Origin of the sequence: Acetomicrobium hydrogeniformans ATCC BAA-1850, from assembly GCF_000160455.2 — a bacterium.
Classification (GTDB): Bacteria; Synergistota; Synergistia; order Synergistales; family Acetomicrobiaceae; genus Acetomicrobium; species Acetomicrobium thermoterrenum.
This window is the reverse complement of sequence record NZ_ACJX03000001.1, coordinates 1,442,721-1,459,823: the sequence shown is the minus strand read 5'-3', so window position 1 is coordinate 1,459,823 and position 17,103 is coordinate 1,442,721. Positions and strand designations below refer to the sequence as shown.

Genomic DNA, 17,103 nt, shown 5'->3' with positions numbered 1-17,103 from the left:
CTACCTCCTTGCTCCCTGTCTTTGTTTATGTTTAGGATCTCTTTTGCAAATTATCCATACCTTGCCGTGACGCCGAATGACCTGGCAATGTTCGCAAATAGGTTTAACGGAAGGTCTGACTTTCATCTTTTTACTTCCCCCTTTAAAGCTATTTATATCTATATACAATTCGTCCTCTTGTCAAGTCGTAAGGTGAGACTTGAACCAAGACCTTATCCCCGGGCAATATGCGAATGAAATGCATGCGCATCTTGCCCGAGACATGGGCTAACAAAATATGACCGTTTTCAAGCTGCACTTTGAACATCGCGTTGGGCAACGGTTCAAGCACCGTACCCCGTAACTCTATTACATCTTCCCTCGCCATGCGCGCTGGCCTACCCCCTCTTAATTTGAGCCCCTTTGTCTCGAATCAGGTTTAGCAGTTGCTGACGTAGCCACTCATCGTTATTTTTCGAGCTGTCCCTCAAACGTTCCTCCAATCTTGGCAAAGACCAATTTGTCATCTGAAGATGCTTCGGGTTTTTGGGCTTGGGACGAGAGACTGAGTGCCGCCACCCGTCTGCCACGTATACCCTGTTTTTCAACCGATCCATGCCAATCACTGCATAAAAAGTGCCCTTATCCTTTCCCTTGCGGGATATGACGACCCTTCCTGTTTGAAAGTCATCTAAATCCAATATCGTCACTCCCAAGGCGTGAGTATGATTCCTCTCTCGTCGAAAATGAGCACCGTATGTTCAAAGTGAGCTGCATCCGAGTGATCTGCCGTTACAACCGTCCATCCGTTTTCCAATACCGCCACATCTTCGTTTTTACTGGCGATGACCATTGGTTCGATGGCGAGGGTAAACCCCTTTTTAAGGGTTATGCCGTCCCCCCGTCTTCCGAAGTTAGGGACCTGGGGAGCCTCATGGAGGCGCTTCCCTATCCCGTGGCCCGCATAGTCGCGGACCAGACCGTAACCCTGCGAAATGACATACTGTTCCACGGTATGCCCTATATCTCCGACGGTATTGCCGTTTTTAGCCGCATCGACTGCCAAATAGAGGGCCCTTTTCGTAACTTCAAGCAACCTCGATCTGCTATCGCTTATGAGTCCGACGGGAAAGGTGCAAGCAGCATCCCCATAATATCCGTCGATGCAGACTCCCACGTCGATGCTCACAATATCGCCTTCGACCAAAACTCTCTTATTATCGGGAATGCCGTGAACTATCTCATCGTTGACGGAGACGCATATACTACCGGGAAAGGGAAAGGGTGCCCCAGGAAAGGAATACCCCTTGAACGCCGGAATTCCTCCGCTCTTTAATATCATATTTTCGGCCTCTGCATCGAGGCTTTTCGTGTCCACCCCGGGTTTGACCATATCCCTCATAAGTTTTAAGACGTCTGCGACCACAAGTCCCGCCCTTCTCATCTTTTCTATTTCCCAATCTTTCTTAATTCGAATCATCTTTGCCTCCGTACAAACTCACTATGGCGTACAATACGGCGTCGCTTTCGGAAGAGGCATCGACAGATATCAGGCTGCCCTTATTTCTGTAATAATCAAGCAAGGGGGCGGTCTCTTCCTCGTAAACCTTGAGGCGCCGCCTTACCACTTCAGGTCGGTCGTCATCGCGCTGTATAAGTCCATTACCGCACCTTTTACAACGACCATCCTCAGGATAATCGCTGTTATGAACGTTGTAAATCGCATTACAGTTTGGGCAGATGCGCCTTCCTGAGAGGCGTCGCACCAAGGTTTCTTCGTCAACGTCGAATAAAACAACGGCATCGAGGGTAATGTCCTTGGACTTTAGAAGAACTTCCAGAGCTTCCGCCTGATTCACGGTCCTGGGAAATCCGTCCAGTATAAAGCCCCTCTTTGCGTCCTCTTCTTCCAATCTCTCCTTGACCATCTCTATAATCAAATCATCGGGCACCAACCGGCCCGAGTCCATATAGGCCTTCGCCTTCTCGCCAAGATCGGTGCCGTTTTTAACATGATAACGCAACATATCACCGGTAGAGATATGGGCTATTCCATATTTGGATGCCAATTTTACCGCCTGCGTTCCCTTTCCTGCTCCCGGTGGCCCTAGAAATATCATGCGCAACTTCTCTTCCTCCTAACTAGTCCCAAAGCTGTTCTATAGTCTTAGTATTCCGCCAGCTTTGTTCCTTCTTTTCATAATCCCTTCATAATGGCGCATCAACAGCTGGGCTTCAATCTGCTGTACCGTCTCAAGGGCAACGCCGACGACGATCAAAACTGCAGTGCCTCCAAAGTAGAAAGTCGTTATGCCCAGCATTTGCGTCAAAAGCGAGGGAAGCAGAGCTATGCCCGCCAAAAATACCGCCCCTCCCAACGTAACTCGTGACAACACCCTTTCGATGTAGTCTGCCGTAGGACGTCCCGGCCTTATTCCGGGTATAAAGCCCCCGTATTTCTTCAAATTGTTGGCCACATCGACAGGATTAAAGACGACAGCCGTATAAAAGTAGGTGAAAAATATGATCAGCAATACGTAAAGGATCATATATATTGGACTACTCGGCGAAAAGATCCCTGCAATCGTCTGGGCAAATCCAGCCGAAAAAAACCTGGCCACGGTAGTGGGAAAGAGTAATACAGAGGATGCAAAAATTATAGGTATTACCCCTGCGCTGTTAACCCTCAAAGGAATGAAGGTCGACTGTCCTCCGTACACCCTGGTTCCGACAACTCTTTTCGCATACTGAACCGGTAATCGCCTTTGGCCCTCCTGAAGGAGTATACATCCGGCAATTACTACGATCATTATTGCAATGGCAATTATCAGAGTTAAGAAATTCATCTCGCCGGTACGAAGCAATGTAAAGGTTCGCATTATTGCCTCCGGTATACGAGCAACTATTCCGGCGAATATGAGCAGCGATATTCCGTTGCCTATGCCGTGGTCAGATATCATTTCACCCATCCACATAACGGCTATTGATCCAGCAATAAGAGTTACTATGGCCACCACTATAGAGATGCCACCTACATAAATGATGTCCATGCTCCTGAGCCACAAAACCATTCCTACCGCCTGGATGCCTGCGAAAAGGATCGTAGACACCCTCGTGTACTGAACGATCTTGCGCCTTCCCTCTTCGCCCTCTTTTTGCATCTTTTCTATGGCGGGCACGACAACGGCCAGAAGTTGCATGACGATACTGGCATTGATGTAGGGCGTTACGCCAAGAGCAAATATGCTGAATCGCCGCAAAGCACCTCCCGCAAAGAGATCGAAGAGACTCAATACCCCGCCCTGTTCAAAGAGACTTGCCATTGCCTTCGCATCCACTCCGGGAGTTGGGATGTGCGCCCCCAAGCGAAACACCAGCAGGACCCCGAGGACGAACAAGATCCTGCTTTTAAGGTCGGGAAGGCGAAACATGTCACGCAAGGCGCTAAACACTTAAATCACCTCTGCCTTGCCGCCGGCCGATTCGATCTTGCTTTTCGCGTTGGCACTGAATTTGTGCGCCTTTACCGTAAGCGGTTTCGTGATGTCCCCTTTCGCTAATATCTTAACAGGCGTTTGGAGATCTTCTATGATGCCAGCCTCGTACATCTGCTCAGGAGTGACTGTTGCATTTTCTCCGAACTTCTCGTCGAGGGTCACAATATTGACGTACTGATATTTTCTTGCGAATCTCGCATTATTAAACCCTCTCTTCGGAATTCTTCTCACCAGAGGCATCTGCCCGCCTTCGAACCTGGGCGATATATTTCCACCGGCACGGGCTTTTTGCCCCTTATGCCCTCGCGTAGCCGTACCGCCGTGGCCGCTTCCCTTGCCCCGACCAACCCTCTTGGGCTTTTTTCGGGCCCCCATAGGGGCGCGTAAGTCATGAATTCGCATACTATTCCCTCCCAGCTATTCGACGATTTCCCAATCTATGAGATGCTCGACGGCTCTTATCATTCCTCGGATTTGAGGCGTATCGTCATGGGTTACGCTATGGTTCAACTTCTTCAGGCCCAAAGCTCGGATAGATTTTCTCTGTCTTTCCGGGCGTCCTATGGTGCTTTTTTTCCAAGTAACTCTAATTTTGGACATAACCTCATTCCTCCCCGCTAAGCCTGTTGTTGGTCTTTCCCGCGTAATTTCATGATCTCGTCGGGGCTTCTCAGAGCCTTCACGGCCTCAACAGTAGCGTAAGCGACGTTGATAGGATTAGACGTTCTGCCTATGACCTTCGTCAACACGTCCTTTACGCCGCCCAACTCCATAATGGCGCGCACAACTGCCCCCGCAATAACTCCCGTTCCAGGAGCGGCAGGCCTGAGCAGCACCTGGGCCGCACCAAAGTTCGCAACTATCGGGTGGGGAATGGTATTTCCTACTTTCTTTACCTCTACAAGGTTCTTCTTTGCCCTTTCAATGCCCTTACGAACCGCTTCGGGTATCTCCCTCGCCTTACCCATGCCTACTCCTATGTATCGTTCCCCGTCTCCAACTACGACAAGAACGCTGAATTTAAATCTCTTGCCGCCTTTGACGACTTTGCTGACCCTGTTTATGGCGATAACCCTCTCGGTTAGCTCCACGCCTTTTGGTATCGTTATCCTGACCATGCAAAGACTCCCCCTTTATAACTTCAAGCCGGCTTCGCGAGCGGCATCGGCAAGCGCCTTGACCTTCCCGTGATAGGCGTGTCCGCCACGGTCAAAAACGACTTCAGCAATGCCACGCTCCAGCGCTCGTCTCGCCACAAGCTGCCCCACTGCCTTGGCCGCCTCTATGGAGCCGGAGCTTGCCTGAAAAGGCCTAAGTTCCTTGTCTAAGGTGGACGCGGAAACCAGGGTATGCCCACGCTCATCATCAATGACTTGGACATAAATGTGTTTCAGGCTCCTAAAGACGCTCAACCTAGGTTTTTCCTGTGTACCCAATAGCCTTTTCCTGATCCTGCGATGCCGAAGAAGGCGCATATCGTTACGCGATTTACGCTTAATCAAAATGGTCCACCTCCACTATTTCGCACTAGCTTTACCGGTCTTTCGCTTGACAACTTCGCCAACATACCTGATCCCTTTGCCCTTGTAAGGTTCGGGGGCCCTGAAGGATCTTATTATAGCGGCGACTTGACCGACCTCTTGCTTATCTATGCCCGAGATCTTTATCTTGGTCGGGCTATCTGTAGTAATCGTTATCCCTTTAGGCGGAACATATTCAACGGGATTTGAATACCCGAGGTTCAGGACCAGTTTCTGCCCTTGCATCTGAGCTCTGTATCCCACTCCCACTATCTCGAGCTCCTTTTCAAACCCCTGCGTAACGCCCGTGACGATATTGCTCAACATGGCCCTTACAAGGCCGTGAAAGGCCTTCGTTTTTTTGTCTTCCCTATTCCTCATGACCATTATCTGCTCATCGGCCAACTCAACGTTTATGTTGGGCAACAAATCAAAACTCATTTCTCCCTTTGGACCTTTTACCCTAACGGTGCGACCGCTCAACGTCACATTTACCCCTTTAGGGATGGAAATCGGTTTCCGACCAATCCTCGACAACGTCTTTCCCCCCTTACCACACGTAGCAAAGGACTTCGCCGCCAAGGCCCTTTTTTCTGGCCTCCGCGTCAGTCATCAGTCCGCTTGAAGTCGATATTATCGCTACCCCCAAGCCCCCCATGACCTTCGGCAAGTCTCTGCTGTTGACATATATTCGCCTGCCGGGCTTGCTGACCCGACGAAGACCCTGTATGACCCTTTCCTTGTTTGGCCCGTAGTGCAAATATATCCTCAGCATTTGATAGGGCTTGCCGGGGTCGTTTATCACTTTATAGTTTTTTATATAACCTTCGTCCTTCAATACTCGCGCAATACGATGCTTCATGTTGCTCATGGGGATGTCCACTACTTCGTGGTAAGCTATGTTCGCATTGCGGATTCGCGTCAACATATCAGCAATCGGATCTGTAACATACATCGCCGATCCTCCTTTTGTTTCATAGGGCTACCAGCTGGACTTGACGACTCCAGGGATCTTGCCCTGTCGCGCCAAATCTCTGAAGCAGCACCTACACATGTTAAACTTCCTCATAAATGCCCTCGGGCGACCGCAAAGCGGACATCTGTTGTATTTTCTCACCTTATACTTCGGTTCTCTTTGAGCCTTTATCTCAAGAGCTTTCCTAGACATCGGATTTTAACCTCCTCATCGCTACTGCCTAAAGGGCATACCCAGCTCTTTTAGCAGTCCGTAAGCTTCCTCATCGGTTTTCGCCGTAGTTGTAATGCTTACGTTCATACCCCTGATACGCATAATATCGTCGTATTCGATTTCAGGGAATATCAGCTGTTCCCTCAACCCCAAGTTATAGTTTCCGCGCCCGTCGAGGCCTTTTCTCGAAACGCCTTGAAAGTCCTTTATGCGGGGCAAAGCCAGAGAGATTAACCTGTCCAAAAACTCCCACATCTTAGCCCCTCTGAGCGTAACGGTGCATGCCACGGGCATGCCCTTTCTCACCTTGAAGCCTGCAACGGACTTCTTCGCTCTTTTCAAAACTGGCCGTTGCCCTGTGATGAGGGCTAGCTCATTAATAGCAGCGTCCAAATATTTTATATCCTGTTTCGCTTCGCTTACGCCGATATTGACTACGACCTTTTCTATTCGTGGAACCTCCATGACGTTTTTGTAATTAAAGGCCTTCATCATTCGCGGAACTACTTCACTTCTGTATTTTTCAAGTAATCGCGGAACCATTTGCCTGTTCCTCCTCAACCTAAAGCTTATCCACTATTTCGCCGCACTTCTTGCATAGGCGAACCTTGCGTCCGTCCTCCAAAAAGGCGCGAGATACCCTCGTCGCCTCACCACAGGCAGGACAGACCAGCATGACCTTGTCCGCATGGATAGGGGCCTCTTGGCGCAGGATTCCGCCCTGGGGATTTTTCTGAGAGGGACGCGAATGCTTGGTTACGACGTTCACTCCCTCTATCAGCAACATGTTCCTTGTGGGTATGCGCTGGAGGACCTTTCCTTCCTTTCCTTTATCTTTGCCGGAAATAACGCGGACCATATCTCCCTTTTTAATTCGCATCTTGGACATACAAACACGCCTCCTCATACGACCTCAGGAGCAAGCGATACTATGCGCGTATAACCCTTGTCCCTCAATTCCCTGGCTACAGGGCCGAATATGCGTGTACCGCGAGGGTTTCCCTGGTTATCGATTATAACGGCGGCGTTGTCGTCGAAGCGAACGTAGGAACCGTCGCGACGCCTTACCTCTTTGCGAACGCGCACAATTACGGCTTTGACTACATCGCCTTTTTTGATATTGCTGTTCGGTATGGCTTCCTTAACGGAAGCCACTATTACGTCGCCAACCGTCCCATATCGCCTGTAACTACCCCCGGTCACCTGAATGCACCTTATTTTTTTTGCTCCCGAATTATCGGCCACATTAAGCATAGTATGTAACTGTATCATGGCCTTTATTCCTCCTCGACTGGTCCAGTGTATTCAAAGAGAGGAGCACGCTCCAGGATCTTTACGACTTTCCATCTTTTCTTTCGCGAAAGAGGTCGAGTTTCCTCTATTAAAACCTTATCTCCTATGGAGCAAGAATTTTCCTCGTCGTGAGCCATGAATTTCTTGCTCTTGAGAACAGGTTTGTCGTATAACGCGTGCTTCGCCATCCTGTCTACTCTGACCACTACCGTTTTGTCCATTTTATTGCTTACGACAATGCCTCTTCTGACCTTTTTTTGAGCCTTGCGCTCCTCCATAAAACTCCCTCCTTTAATTCAACACCGAGGAGCGATCTCGCCCGGTCTCTTTCTCGCGCATGATAGTAAGAATCCTGGCGATCGTCCTCTTCACTTCCGCTATTCTTGCCGTATTGGAAAGCTGACCAATGGCATGCTGGAAGCGAAGATTGTATAGTTCCTTTTTATATTCCCTGTGTTTTTCCTTCAGTTCTTCGATGGTCAGGTCGCGCAACTCTTTAGGATTCATTATGCTTCACCACCCATTTCTTCCCTTTCGATAACCCGAACCTTGATGGGCAATTTATGTGCGGCAGAGCGAAAAGCCTCTTCTACCACTTCTCTGGAAACGCCGGCCACTTCGAAGATAACCCGGCCACGTTTAACGGGAGCAACCCAATACTCAGGAGCGCCCTTACCTTTGCCCATCCTGGTCTCCAAAGGCTTTTTGGTATATGCGACGTCGGGGAAGACTCTTATCCAAAGTTTTCCGCCCTTTTTCATTTTTCGCGTGATGGCTATACGGGCAGCCTCTATCTGCCTTGCAGTGAGCCACACGTTTTCAAGAGCCTGCAACCCGTAATCTCCGAAGGCTACAGTTGCGCCACCCTTCGTCCTGCCTCGCAGAGGCTTGCGAAAAGGTTTTCTATACTTCACCCTTTTTGGCATCAACATAATCTATTCACCTCCTCTCGCTCGAAACCTCGTCGTGAGGCTGCTCCTTGAGCGAGGGTAATACATCGCCGTTGTATATCCATACCTTTACTCCGATAACGCCGTACATCGTCTTGGCCTCGGCAAAACCGTAATCGATATCTGCCCTTAGCGTGGACAGAGGCAGGCGACCTTCGAGATACCACTCTCTTCTGGCAATTTCGGCGCCGCCCAATCTGCCGGAACACTGCGTCTTGATGCCCAAAGCTCCTGCCTTCATGGCACGGAATATGGCCTGTTTCATCGCTCTTCGGAAGGACACCCTCCGCTCCAGGGCTGATGCTATGCCCTCGGCCACTATTTGGGCGTTTTTGTCGGGATTTTTTATCTCCTGGACATTGATCATTACCTTGGATCCCGTCATCTTCTGCAGCTCATCCCTGACTTCCTGTATTTCGCTGCCGCCTTTTCCTATTACGACACCGGGGCGGGCGGTCCAAATCGTGAACCGGATTACGTTTCCGATCCGCTCTATTTCGACCGTGGAGATGCCAGCATGTCCCCATCTGTCCTTTATCCATTTACGCAGTTTGATGTCTTCATGCAATTGCTTGGCAAAATTTTTCTTGTCGGCATACCATCTCGACTCCCAATCACGGATGACTCCCAGACGATAGCCAACGGGATGTACTTTCTGTCCCATCTTAGTCAATACCTCCTTGCCTTTCGCCAACTACTATAGTGATATGACAGGTACGATGATTGAAAGGATGGGCCCTTCCCATGGATACCGGTTTCCATCTTTTCAAAGTAGGACCTTCATCCGCGATGGCCTTAACTACATAAAGTTCGTCGACGCTCATGCCCAGGTTGTGATCAGCGTTTGCAATGGCGCTGGTCAAAGTCTTCTCAATATATCGCGCGGCCTTTTTGGGGCAATAGCGCAATATTAAAAGAGCTTCCCCGGCTTTCTTGCCTCTGATCAAGGACAACACCTGTCGCACCTTAAAGGGTGAAATCCTTATTTGTTTGGATATAGCTTTTGCTTCCATCATCTCTCACCCTACCTTACCCTGGTGGTGCGTTCCTGCCCGGCATGCCCGCCAAATTTTCTGGTCGGGGCAAACTCTCCGAGCTTATGGCCTACCATATTTTCGCTTATGTAAATAGGTATGTGAGTGCGTCCGTTGTGAACCGCGACAGTATGGCCAATCATGCTTGGCACTATTGTAGATCTCCTTGACCATGTCTTGATCACTCTCTTGTTTCCGGACGCGTTCATTTCCTCTATTCGTTTCAACAATTTTTGATCCACGTAGGGACCTTTTTTTACCGAACGGGGCATAAGTCAGTTCCCTCCCTTACTGAACGTTCCTGCGACGAACGATGTATTTGGTCGATGCCTTTTTAGGCTTACGGGTTTTATACCCCTTAGCCGGAACGCCCGTTGCCGAAACGGGGTGTTTGTTCGACTTCGTTTTACCCTCGCCGCCACCGAGGGGGTGATCGACGGGGTTCATGGCCATAGGACGCACCCTTGGCTTCCTGCCAAGCCACCTCTTCCTGCCGGCCTTGCCATGCACCTCGTTTTCGTGTTCCACGTTACCGACCTGGCCAACCGTAGCCATACACTCCTGCAGAACATACCTTATTTCACCGCTCGGCATGCGCAGCAAAACGTATTTTCCTTCCTTTGCCATTATCTGCACCTGTGCGCCGGCAGATCTGGCCATCACACCGCCTCGCCCCGGCTGCAGCTCAATGTTATGGACGAAGGTGCCGACGGGAATATCCCGTAGCTTTAATGCGTTGCCAGGTTTAATGTCAGCCTTTTCTCCAGACATTACCACATCTCCTACGCTCAAGCCCACAGGGGCCAGGATGTAGCGCTTCTCACCGTCGGCATAATGTACGAGCGCTATCCTCGCCGATCTGTTGGGATCGTACTCTAACGCGGCTACTTTTCCGGGAACGTCGAATTTATCTCTCTTGAAATCTACGATTCTATAGAGCCTCTTGTGGCCCCCGCCGCGATGGTTCGCAGTGACCCTTCCCTTATTGTTCCTTCCGGCCGTCTTCTTTTTTAACGAAACTACCAGGCTCTTTTCAAATTCATCTCTGGTAATTTCCGAAAAGTCCGATGTGGCCATCTGGCGTCTGCCGGGAGTCGTCGGTTTGTATTTTCTAATTCCCATTGGACTTCCTCCTTTAAGTCGTCCGTACGCCTTCAAAGAACTCAATGCGTTCGCCTGGCGCTAATGTTACTATCGCTTTTTTCCACCTTCTCGAGCGTCCTAAAAAACGCCCGAGGCGCTTCGGCTTTGGCTTGACGTTTACCGTATGGACCTTTTCGACCTTCACGTCGAAGATCTCCTCTATTGCCTTTTTAATTTCCACCTTATTGGCGCTCGGATGCACTTCAAAGGTGTACTTGTTGTATATCATATGACGGCTGCTCTTCTCGGTTATTACCGGCCGCAAAATTATATCATAGGAAGTCAATTTCACGCTGAGTACACCTCCTCCAGCCTTTGTGCCGCGCCTTTGGTCAATATGAGGTGTTCATGATTTAAAATTTCGTATACGTTAATGCTGTCAACATGTAACACTCTCGTTCCGGGTATGTTTCTCGCCGCCATATAGATTGAAGGCAACGATTCGTGTATGACGATCAACGGTTTGGCTTGGGCTTGAGCGTTTGCTAAAAAGGCACACATATCCTTCGTCTTGGGCGACATTGTTTCGATTCCCTCGACCAAAATAAGCTTATTTTCCTTAACCTTAAGGCTCAGAGCGCTCTTAATCGCCAACTGTTTCACCTTTTTATTGACCTTTTGATCGTACGAGCGCGGTTTGGGACCATGGACAACTCCACCCTTTATCCACAGAGGAGAGCGTATGCTTCCATGCCTTGCCCTTCCGGTGTGTTTTTGTCTCCAGGGCTTCCTTCCGCCGCCGCGCACCTCTCCTCTAGTCTTCGTCGAATGCGTTCCTTGCCTTTGTGCTGCCAAATAGGCTACGACGACCTGATGCATAGCGGGAACGTGAATTCTCGCCGCAAAAACATCATCGGCAAGGGCAACTTCGCCCACCTTTTGTCCATCGATTCCAATAACATCGACAGTAGGCATAAACTAGCCCTCCTTTTTATGCACCATAACAAGGCCGTTACGCGGCCCTGGGATGGCTCCTTTAATCAATAGCAAATTATTTTCTTTATCGACAGCAACGACTTTGAGGTTTTTCACGGTCACTCGTTCGTTACCCATCCGACCGGGCATCGTCTTGCCCTTAAAGACATGGCTCGGAAAGCTGCTGGCTCCCGACGAACCGGCTCGCCTGTGAAAGAGAGAGGCACCGTGACTTGCTGGGCCACCTCCAAAGCCGTGTCTTTTCATGACACCGGCAAAACCTTTGCCTTTGCTGGTGCCCGTAACATCGACGACTTCGCCTACTTCAAAGATAGTTACGTCGATAGTCTGTCCAACTTCATAACCCGTAACGTCATCGAGGCGGAACTCCCGCAACCATCGTTTGGGTTCGATCCCCGCTTTCTTGTATACGCCTAGCATGGGCTTGTTCAATCTATGGGCTTTCACCTTCCCAAAACCCAAGACTATGGCCGAATACATCTCTACTTCGGGCCTTCTTAAAGCAACCACCTTACATGGACCTGCCTCTACGACAGTAACGGGCACAGCCTGACCCTCTTCGTCGAAAATCTGGGTCATTCCAACCTTAACACCTAAAATCCCTAGACTCATCAAATTTCTCTCCTTTCAGCTCAGAGCTCCCCTACAGTTGTATCTGTATATCTACTCCTGAAGGGAGGTTCAGCTGCATCAGCGCTTCCATGGTCTTCTGCGTAGGATCGACTATGTCTATAAGCCTCTTATGAGTGCGCACCTCGAACTGCTCTCGTGCATCTTTATCCTTGTGAGGCGACTTCAAAACCGTGTACTTATTGATCGCCGTGGGCAATGGTATGGGGCCTGAAACCTTAGCCCCCGTCCTTTTCGCCGTTTCGGCAATCTGCAGCGCCGATGCATCCAGGACCCTATGATCAAAGGCCTTCAACTTAATCCTGATATTTTGAGCCATTCATATCCCCCCTTTCACTTTTAAGGGGACTTATTTGTCCAGTATGTCCGTTACTACGCCGGCACCTACTGTACGTCCGCCTTCCCTTATGGCAAACCTCAAGCCCTTCTCCAAGGCTACGGGAACTATGAGCTTCACTTCTATGTTGGCGTTGTCTCCGGGCATTACCATCTCTACACCCTCGGGCAGGGTTATCTCACCGGTTACGTCGGTGGTCCTGAAGTAAAACTGAGGTTTGTAGCCGTTGAAGAAGGGGGTATGTCTTCCGCCTTCTTCCTTCTTCAGTACGTATATCTCAGCTTTGAAGTGTTTATGGGGAGTTATGGTGCCGGGTTTTGCCACTACCTGGCCCCTTTCCACGTCGTCTTTGCCCACGCCCCGAAGGAGTATTCCTATGTTGTCTCCCGCTATGGCCTCGTCTAAGATCTTTCTGAACATCTCAAGGGAGGTGGCCACGGTCTTTGTCTTGTCCTCCCTCATGCCTACGATCTCCACTTCCTCGCCTGCGTTTATCTTTCCTCTTTCGACCCTGCCGGTGACGACGGTACCGCGTCCCGTTATGGAGAAGACGTCCTCAATGGGCATGAGGAAGGGCTGGTCCACGGGACGCTCCGGAAGGGGTATGTAGCTGTCGCAGGCGTCCATGAGCTCCCATATCCTGCCGCACCACTGACACTCCCTTTTGCCGCAGCCGCACTCCAGGGCCTTCAGGGCGGAGCCTCTTATCACGGGGACTTCGTCTCCCGGGAAGTCGTAGCTTGAAAGGAGGTCTCTCACTTCCATCTCGACAAGGTCGAGCAATTCCTCATCGTCTACCATGTCCACCTTGTTCATGAAGACCACTATGGAGGGGACGTTGACCTGCCTTGCCAAAAGGACGTGTTCCCTCGTTTGCGGCATGGGTCCGTCGGCAGCGGATACGACTAATATGGCTCCGTCCATCTGGGCTGCTCCGGTGATCATGTTCTTTATGTAGTCGGCGTGTCCGGGGCAGTCTATGTGGGCGTAGTGTCTGTGTTCGGTCTGGTACTCCACGTGGGATATGCTTATCGTTATGCCGCGTTCCCTCTCCTCAGGGGCCTTGTCTATCTCGTCGAAGGGGGTGAAGTCAGCGAATCCCTGGGTAGAAAGGGTCCTGGTTATAGCGGCGGTCAAGGTTGTCTTGCCGTGGTCGATGTGCCCTATGGTTCCTATGTTTAAATGTGGTTTCATCCTCTCAAACTTTGCCTTTGCCATGCTTGTCAGCCTCCCTTAAAAATTTATTCCTCAATAATTTTAAACGTATTGTATTAGAGCATCTAAGATGCCGATGCTAATAATTTTTCCGCCACCTCGGAAGGAACTTCTTCGTAGTGGCTGAATTTCATCGTAAACGTAGCCCTTCCCGAGGTTTTATTCCTCAGTGCACTGGCATAACCGAACATCTCGGACAGAGGAACGTAGGCCTTGACAACCTTTGCTCCCGATCGAGTGGCCATGCCCTCGATCCGCCCTCTGCGCGATGAGAGGTCTCCCATAACATCTCCAAGGTATTCCTCGGGCGTTACTACCTCCACCTCCATAATAGGTTCCATCAAAACAGGATCTGCCTTTTTCATTGCCTCCTTGAAAGCCATAGACGCAGCTATCTTGAAGGCCATCTCGGAGCTGTCGACTTCATGGAAGCTCCCGTCCACCAGCGCAACCTTTATGCCTATGACGGGGTATCCCCCAACGACACCACTGGTTAAGGCTTCTTCTACACCCTTTTGTACGGCAGGTATAAATTCTTTGGGTATCACGCCCCCCACGATCCTGTCTTCAAACTCGTATCCCGTATGTCCCGGGAGGGCTTCTATTTCAAGCACCACGTGGCCGTACTGGCCGCGACCGCCGGATTGGCGTATGAACTTGCCCTCTCCTCTGGCGGGCCTCTTTATGGCTTCACGGTAAGCAACTTGAGGCTTGCCAACCCTGACGTCAACTCCAAATTCCCTACGCAGCCTGTCTACTATAATCTCCAGGTGAAGCTCGCCCATACCGGATATGATCGTTTGCCCCGTCTCGTGATCTATGGCAACCCTAAATGTCGGGTCTTCTTCCGCAAGGGCAGCCAAACCCTTTGACAGCTTGACCTGGTCGGCCTTGCTTGCCGGTTCGATGGCCAAAGAAATGACCGGTTCGGGTATGTTCATCCCCTCCAATACGACGGGCCCCTTTTCGTCGCAAAGCGTATCTCCCGTCCTCGTGTTCTTAAGGCCGGGAATGGCCACTATCGTGCCGGCCAAGGCCGATTCGATGTCCTCACGTTTATTGGCGTGCACCCTCAATATTCTCCCTATACGCTCCTTCTTCCCGGTGTTCGTATTGAGCACCGACATTCCGGTGTGCAGCTTTCCGCTATATATCCTCGTATAAACGACCCGACCGACGTATGGATCCACCAACACTTTGAAAGCCAGTGCCGTAAAGGGCGCCTCCGCATCGGTATGGCGGATAACTTCCTCTCCCGTTCGCGGATCGACTCCCTTTACAGGGGGAATGTCCAAGGGAGACGGAAGGTAATCGATCACCGCATCCAAAAGCAATTGAATCCCTTTGTTTTTGAGGGCCGATCCGCAAAGCATGGGAACCAGCTTTAGACTTATGGTACCGAAACGCAGAGCCCTTTTTATGCTCTCCTCCGATATTTCCCGGCCTTCGAGGTAGGATTCCATGATTTCGTCGTCAACTTCGGCTAAGGCCTCTATCAGGCGCTCACGCCATTTTTTGGCCTCTGCCAGAAAAGCCTGAGGTATCTCTTCCAACTCCAAGCGGGTTCCAAGCTCGTCGGCGTACTCGATTGCCTGCATCGTTATGAGGTCGATGATGCCCTTAAAGGCATCTTCGGCGCCCATTGGCAGCTGTATGGGAACGGGGTTTGCCCCTAACCGTTCCTTAATCTGCTTCATAACGTCGAAGAAATTTGCGCCCACCCTGTCCATCTTGTTCACGAAAGCAATTCTGGGCACCCTGTACTTGTCCAACTGGCGCCAAACCGTTTCTGACTGCGGTTCAACTCCTCCTACAGCGCAAAAGACGGCGACCGCTCCATCCAACACTCTGAGCGATCTTTCCACTTCCATAGTAAAGTCCACGTGCCCGGGCGTATCAATCAAATTGATCATATATTCCTTCCAGTAGCACGTCGTAGCTGCCGAGGATATGGTAATGCCCCTTTCGCGCTCCTGGTCCATGAAGTCCATCGTAGCGGCGCCTTCGTGCACCTCGCCTATTCTATGTATTTTCCCCGTATAAAAAAGAATGCGCTCCGATGTCGTCGTTTTGCCTGCATCTATATGCGCTGCTATGCCAATATTGCGTATTTTGCGAATATCTATTCCTGCATCGCTCATGCCTTACAAATCACCACCCTAATTACCATATTACCAGCGATAATGGGCAAAAGCTCGGTTTGCTTCAGCCATTCTATGGGTATCTTCACGTTTCTTTACCGCTGATCCTTCTCCCTTGTAAGCATCTACAAATTCCCTGGCAAGGCGCTCGATCATGGGAATGCCTTTACGAGATCTGGCGCTGTTTATTATCCACCTTATCGCCAAGGCCTGAGCTCTGGCGGGGTCTACTTCCACTGGAACCTGATAAGTAGCTCCTCCGACCCTCCGCGGCCTGACCTCTATGAGGGGTTTAACGTTCTCCAAAGCTTTATCGAAAACCTCATCGGGAGATACGTTTAGCCTCTTTGCAGCCACTTCTAAGGCTCCGTATACTATACGTTCGGCAATGCTCTTCTTGCCATCGTACATGACACAATGAATAAACTTGGCTATTGCTTCGTTCTTATATAAAGGATCGGGGTGAACCTTCCTTTTAATCACATGCCCCTTTCGCGGCATGACATCAACCTCCTTGTTCTCTATTTAGGTTTTCTTACGCCGTACTTAGACCTTCCTTGACGGCGATTTTCGACTCCGCCGCAATCAAGAGCCCCGCGCACAATGTGATAACGAACGCCGGGAAGGTCCTTGACGCGCCCTCCGCGAACCAATACCACCGAGTGCTCTTGCAAATTATGGCCAATCCCGGGAATATAGGCCGTAACCTCTATGCCGTTCGTCAACCTCACACGAGCCACTTTCCTCAAGGCGGAGTTTGGCTTCTTTGGTGTAACGGTATAGACCCTCGTGCAAACCCCTCTCTTCTGCGGATTACCCTGCAATGCCGGAGCACCGGATCGCTTCTTCTTCTCCTTACGCCCTTGGCGTATTAGCTGATTGATGGTAGCCACAAATGTCCCCCCTTCGATCTGCTTAAAAACTATCTTATATTATTGGTTCTTCGAATCTATTAATAAGCCGGCTACTGCCGCCGGCCTCTCGATCAAACAGGCCCTTCCCAATATCTTAGAGTCATCCGCCCATTCCACCGGGATGCTCCTAGCTTCTGCCTCTTTGAGCACTGATTCGATGACCTTTTTTTCGGCGTCACGCGCGACGAATACTTTTACGATCTCCGACTTGATCAACTTCCTACAGACGCTTCTGGCACCAACTACGCGTTTGCCTGCAGCCAGCTCCTGTAAGGGCACAATAAATCACCTTCTCGTGACATAAGGCACCGAGGAATAATAACAA

32 protein-coding genes are annotated in these 17,103 nt (G+C 50.3%); all 32 read right to left on the bottom strand.

Translation table 11 applies throughout. From position 1 onward, the window contains the following. The gene (rpmJ, locus tag HMPREF1705_RS07220) at positions 1-126 is read right to left on the bottom strand and encodes a 50S ribosomal protein L36 (RefSeq protein ID WP_009201462.1); all 126 of its coding nucleotides are present in this window, start codon (positions 124-126) and stop codon (positions 1-3) included. Positions 127-148: 22 nt separating this feature from the next. Next, positions 149-367 carry a translation initiation factor IF-1 gene (gene infA / locus HMPREF1705_RS07215; RefSeq protein WP_009201463.1) on the bottom strand — a complete coding sequence of 73 codons (219 nt, stop codon included), beginning with the start codon at positions 365-367 and terminating at the stop codon, positions 149-151. A 10-nt stretch (positions 368-377) separates the two neighbouring features. Then, the gene (locus tag HMPREF1705_RS07210; RefSeq protein WP_009201464.1) at positions 378-689 is read right to left on the bottom strand and encodes a KOW domain-containing RNA-binding protein; all 312 of its coding nucleotides are present in this window, start codon (positions 687-689) and stop codon (positions 378-380) included. Next, positions 686-1,459 carry a type I methionyl aminopeptidase gene (map, locus tag HMPREF1705_RS07205; RefSeq protein WP_009201465.1) on the bottom strand — a complete coding sequence of 258 codons (774 nt, stop codon included), beginning with the start codon at positions 1,457-1,459 and terminating at the stop codon, positions 686-688. The genes HMPREF1705_RS07210 and map overlap by 4 nt, the downstream gene beginning before the upstream one ends. Then, positions 1,446-2,105: an adenylate kinase gene (locus tag HMPREF1705_RS07200; RefSeq protein ID WP_040348157.1), complete on the bottom strand. Its 660-nt coding sequence runs from the start codon at positions 2,103-2,105 to the stop codon at positions 1,446-1,448. Before HMPREF1705_RS07200 ends, map begins: the two co-directional genes overlap by 14 nt. Positions 2,106-2,138: 33 nt before the next feature. After that, a complete protein-coding gene (secY, locus tag HMPREF1705_RS07195) occupies positions 2,139-3,431 on the bottom strand; it encodes a preprotein translocase subunit SecY (RefSeq protein ID WP_009201467.1) in 1,293 nt (430 codons plus the stop codon). Then, positions 3,432-3,878, bottom strand: coding sequence for a 50S ribosomal protein L15 (rplO, locus tag HMPREF1705_RS07190; RefSeq protein WP_040348158.1), 447 nt, complete (start codon positions 3,876-3,878; stop codon positions 3,432-3,434). A 15-nt stretch (positions 3,879-3,893) separates the two neighbouring features. Beyond that, on the bottom strand, positions 3,894-4,076 hold the full coding sequence (rpmD, locus tag HMPREF1705_RS07185) for a 50S ribosomal protein L30 (RefSeq protein WP_009201469.1): 183 nt from the start codon (positions 4,074-4,076) through the stop codon (positions 3,894-3,896). 17 nt (positions 4,077-4,093) lie between these two features. Further along, complete coding sequence (gene rpsE, locus HMPREF1705_RS07180) at positions 4,094-4,594, bottom strand: 30S ribosomal protein S5 (protein WP_009201470.1); 501 nt, start codon at positions 4,592-4,594, stop codon at positions 4,094-4,096. Positions 4,595-4,609: 15 nt separating this feature from the next. Beyond that, positions 4,610-4,978, bottom strand: a complete 369-nt coding sequence (gene rplR / locus HMPREF1705_RS07175) for a 50S ribosomal protein L18 (protein ID WP_040348159.1) — start codon at positions 4,976-4,978, stop codon at positions 4,610-4,612. 15 nt (positions 4,979-4,993) lie between these two features. After that, entirely contained in the window at positions 4,994-5,533 is a 540-nt protein-coding gene (gene rplF / locus HMPREF1705_RS07170; protein WP_040348160.1) for a 50S ribosomal protein L6, read from the bottom strand. Positions 5,534-5,546: 13 nt separating this feature from the next. Then, a complete protein-coding gene (rpsH, locus tag HMPREF1705_RS07165) occupies positions 5,547-5,951 on the bottom strand; it encodes a 30S ribosomal protein S8 (RefSeq protein ID WP_009201473.1) in 405 nt (134 codons plus the stop codon). 27 nt (positions 5,952-5,978) lie between these two features. Next, positions 5,979-6,164, bottom strand: a complete 186-nt coding sequence (locus tag HMPREF1705_RS07160) for a type Z 30S ribosomal protein S14 (RefSeq protein ID WP_009201474.1) — start codon at positions 6,162-6,164, stop codon at positions 5,979-5,981. A gap of 21 nt (positions 6,165-6,185) precedes the next feature. Then, positions 6,186-6,728: a 50S ribosomal protein L5 gene (rplE, locus tag HMPREF1705_RS07155; RefSeq protein WP_009201475.1), complete on the bottom strand. Its 543-nt coding sequence runs from the start codon at positions 6,726-6,728 to the stop codon at positions 6,186-6,188. Between the two features lie 19 nt (positions 6,729-6,747). Further along, positions 6,748-7,074, bottom strand: a complete 327-nt coding sequence (gene rplX, locus HMPREF1705_RS07150; RefSeq protein ID WP_040348163.1) for a 50S ribosomal protein L24 — start codon at positions 7,072-7,074, stop codon at positions 6,748-6,750. A 14-nt stretch (positions 7,075-7,088) separates the two neighbouring features. Continuing rightward, the gene (rplN, locus tag HMPREF1705_RS07145; RefSeq protein ID WP_009201477.1) at positions 7,089-7,457 is read right to left on the bottom strand and encodes a 50S ribosomal protein L14; all 369 of its coding nucleotides are present in this window, start codon (positions 7,455-7,457) and stop codon (positions 7,089-7,091) included. A 5-nt stretch (positions 7,458-7,462) separates the two neighbouring features. After that, positions 7,463-7,756, bottom strand: coding sequence for a 30S ribosomal protein S17 (gene rpsQ / locus HMPREF1705_RS07140; protein ID WP_009201478.1), 294 nt, complete (start codon positions 7,754-7,756; stop codon positions 7,463-7,465). A 13-nt stretch (positions 7,757-7,769) separates the two neighbouring features. Beyond that, on the bottom strand, positions 7,770-7,985 hold the full coding sequence (rpmC, locus tag HMPREF1705_RS07135; RefSeq protein WP_009201479.1) for a 50S ribosomal protein L29: 216 nt from the start codon (positions 7,983-7,985) through the stop codon (positions 7,770-7,772). After that, positions 7,985-8,410 (bottom strand): 50S ribosomal protein L16, encoded by a 426-nt coding sequence (rplP, locus tag HMPREF1705_RS07130; RefSeq protein ID WP_009201480.1) that lies wholly within the window; start codon positions 8,408-8,410, stop codon positions 7,985-7,987. The genes rpmC and rplP overlap by 1 nt, the downstream gene beginning before the upstream one ends. Before the next feature lie 7 nt (positions 8,411-8,417). Continuing rightward, a complete protein-coding gene (gene rpsC, locus HMPREF1705_RS07125) occupies positions 8,418-9,092 on the bottom strand; it encodes a 30S ribosomal protein S3 (RefSeq protein WP_009201481.1) in 675 nt (224 codons plus the stop codon). A 1-nt stretch (position 9,093) separates the two neighbouring features. Next, complete coding sequence (gene rplV / locus HMPREF1705_RS07120) at positions 9,094-9,441, bottom strand: 50S ribosomal protein L22 (RefSeq protein ID WP_040348165.1); 348 nt, start codon at positions 9,439-9,441, stop codon at positions 9,094-9,096. An 11-nt stretch (positions 9,442-9,452) separates the two neighbouring features. Continuing rightward, positions 9,453-9,734 carry a 30S ribosomal protein S19 gene (rpsS, locus tag HMPREF1705_RS07115; protein ID WP_009201483.1) on the bottom strand — a complete coding sequence of 94 codons (282 nt, stop codon included), beginning with the start codon at positions 9,732-9,734 and terminating at the stop codon, positions 9,453-9,455. Between the two features lie 16 nt (positions 9,735-9,750). Beyond that, complete coding sequence (gene rplB, locus HMPREF1705_RS07110) at positions 9,751-10,584, bottom strand: 50S ribosomal protein L2 (RefSeq protein ID WP_009201484.1); 834 nt, start codon at positions 10,582-10,584, stop codon at positions 9,751-9,753. Between the two features lie 13 nt (positions 10,585-10,597). Then, the gene (gene rplW / locus HMPREF1705_RS07105) at positions 10,598-10,897 is read right to left on the bottom strand and encodes a 50S ribosomal protein L23 (RefSeq protein WP_040348167.1); all 300 of its coding nucleotides are present in this window, start codon (positions 10,895-10,897) and stop codon (positions 10,598-10,600) included. Then, complete coding sequence (gene rplD / locus HMPREF1705_RS07100) at positions 10,894-11,520, bottom strand: 50S ribosomal protein L4 (protein ID WP_009201486.1); 627 nt, start codon at positions 11,518-11,520, stop codon at positions 10,894-10,896. Before rplD ends, rplW begins: the two co-directional genes overlap by 4 nt. 3 nt (positions 11,521-11,523) lie before the next feature. Next, positions 11,524-12,153 (bottom strand): 50S ribosomal protein L3, encoded by a 630-nt coding sequence (rplC, locus tag HMPREF1705_RS07095; RefSeq protein ID WP_009201487.1) that lies wholly within the window; start codon positions 12,151-12,153, stop codon positions 11,524-11,526. Positions 12,154-12,184: 31 nt separating this feature from the next. Continuing rightward, a complete protein-coding gene (rpsJ, locus tag HMPREF1705_RS07090; RefSeq protein ID WP_009201488.1) occupies positions 12,185-12,490 on the bottom strand; it encodes a 30S ribosomal protein S10 in 306 nt (101 codons plus the stop codon). A gap of 30 nt (positions 12,491-12,520) precedes the next feature. Next, on the bottom strand, positions 12,521-13,726 hold the full coding sequence (gene tuf / locus HMPREF1705_RS07085) for an elongation factor Tu (RefSeq protein ID WP_009201489.1): 1,206 nt from the start codon (positions 13,724-13,726) through the stop codon (positions 12,521-12,523). Positions 13,727-13,788: 62 nt separating this feature from the next. Beyond that, positions 13,789-15,864, bottom strand: coding sequence for an elongation factor G (gene fusA / locus HMPREF1705_RS07080; RefSeq protein WP_009201490.1), 2,076 nt, complete (start codon positions 15,862-15,864; stop codon positions 13,789-13,791). A gap of 30 nt (positions 15,865-15,894) precedes the next feature. Beyond that, positions 15,895-16,365: a 30S ribosomal protein S7 gene (rpsG, locus tag HMPREF1705_RS07075; protein ID WP_009201491.1), complete on the bottom strand. Its 471-nt coding sequence runs from the start codon at positions 16,363-16,365 to the stop codon at positions 15,895-15,897. 20 nt (positions 16,366-16,385) lie between these two features. Then, positions 16,386-16,757, bottom strand: a complete 372-nt coding sequence (gene rpsL / locus HMPREF1705_RS07070; protein ID WP_009201492.1) for a 30S ribosomal protein S12 — start codon at positions 16,755-16,757, stop codon at positions 16,386-16,388. Positions 16,758-16,796: 39 nt separating this feature from the next. Further along, positions 16,797-17,057 carry a ribosomal L7Ae/L30e/S12e/Gadd45 family protein gene (locus HMPREF1705_RS07065; RefSeq protein WP_009201493.1) on the bottom strand — a complete coding sequence of 87 codons (261 nt, stop codon included), beginning with the start codon at positions 17,055-17,057 and terminating at the stop codon, positions 16,797-16,799. Positions 17,058-17,103 lie beyond the last annotated feature (46 nt).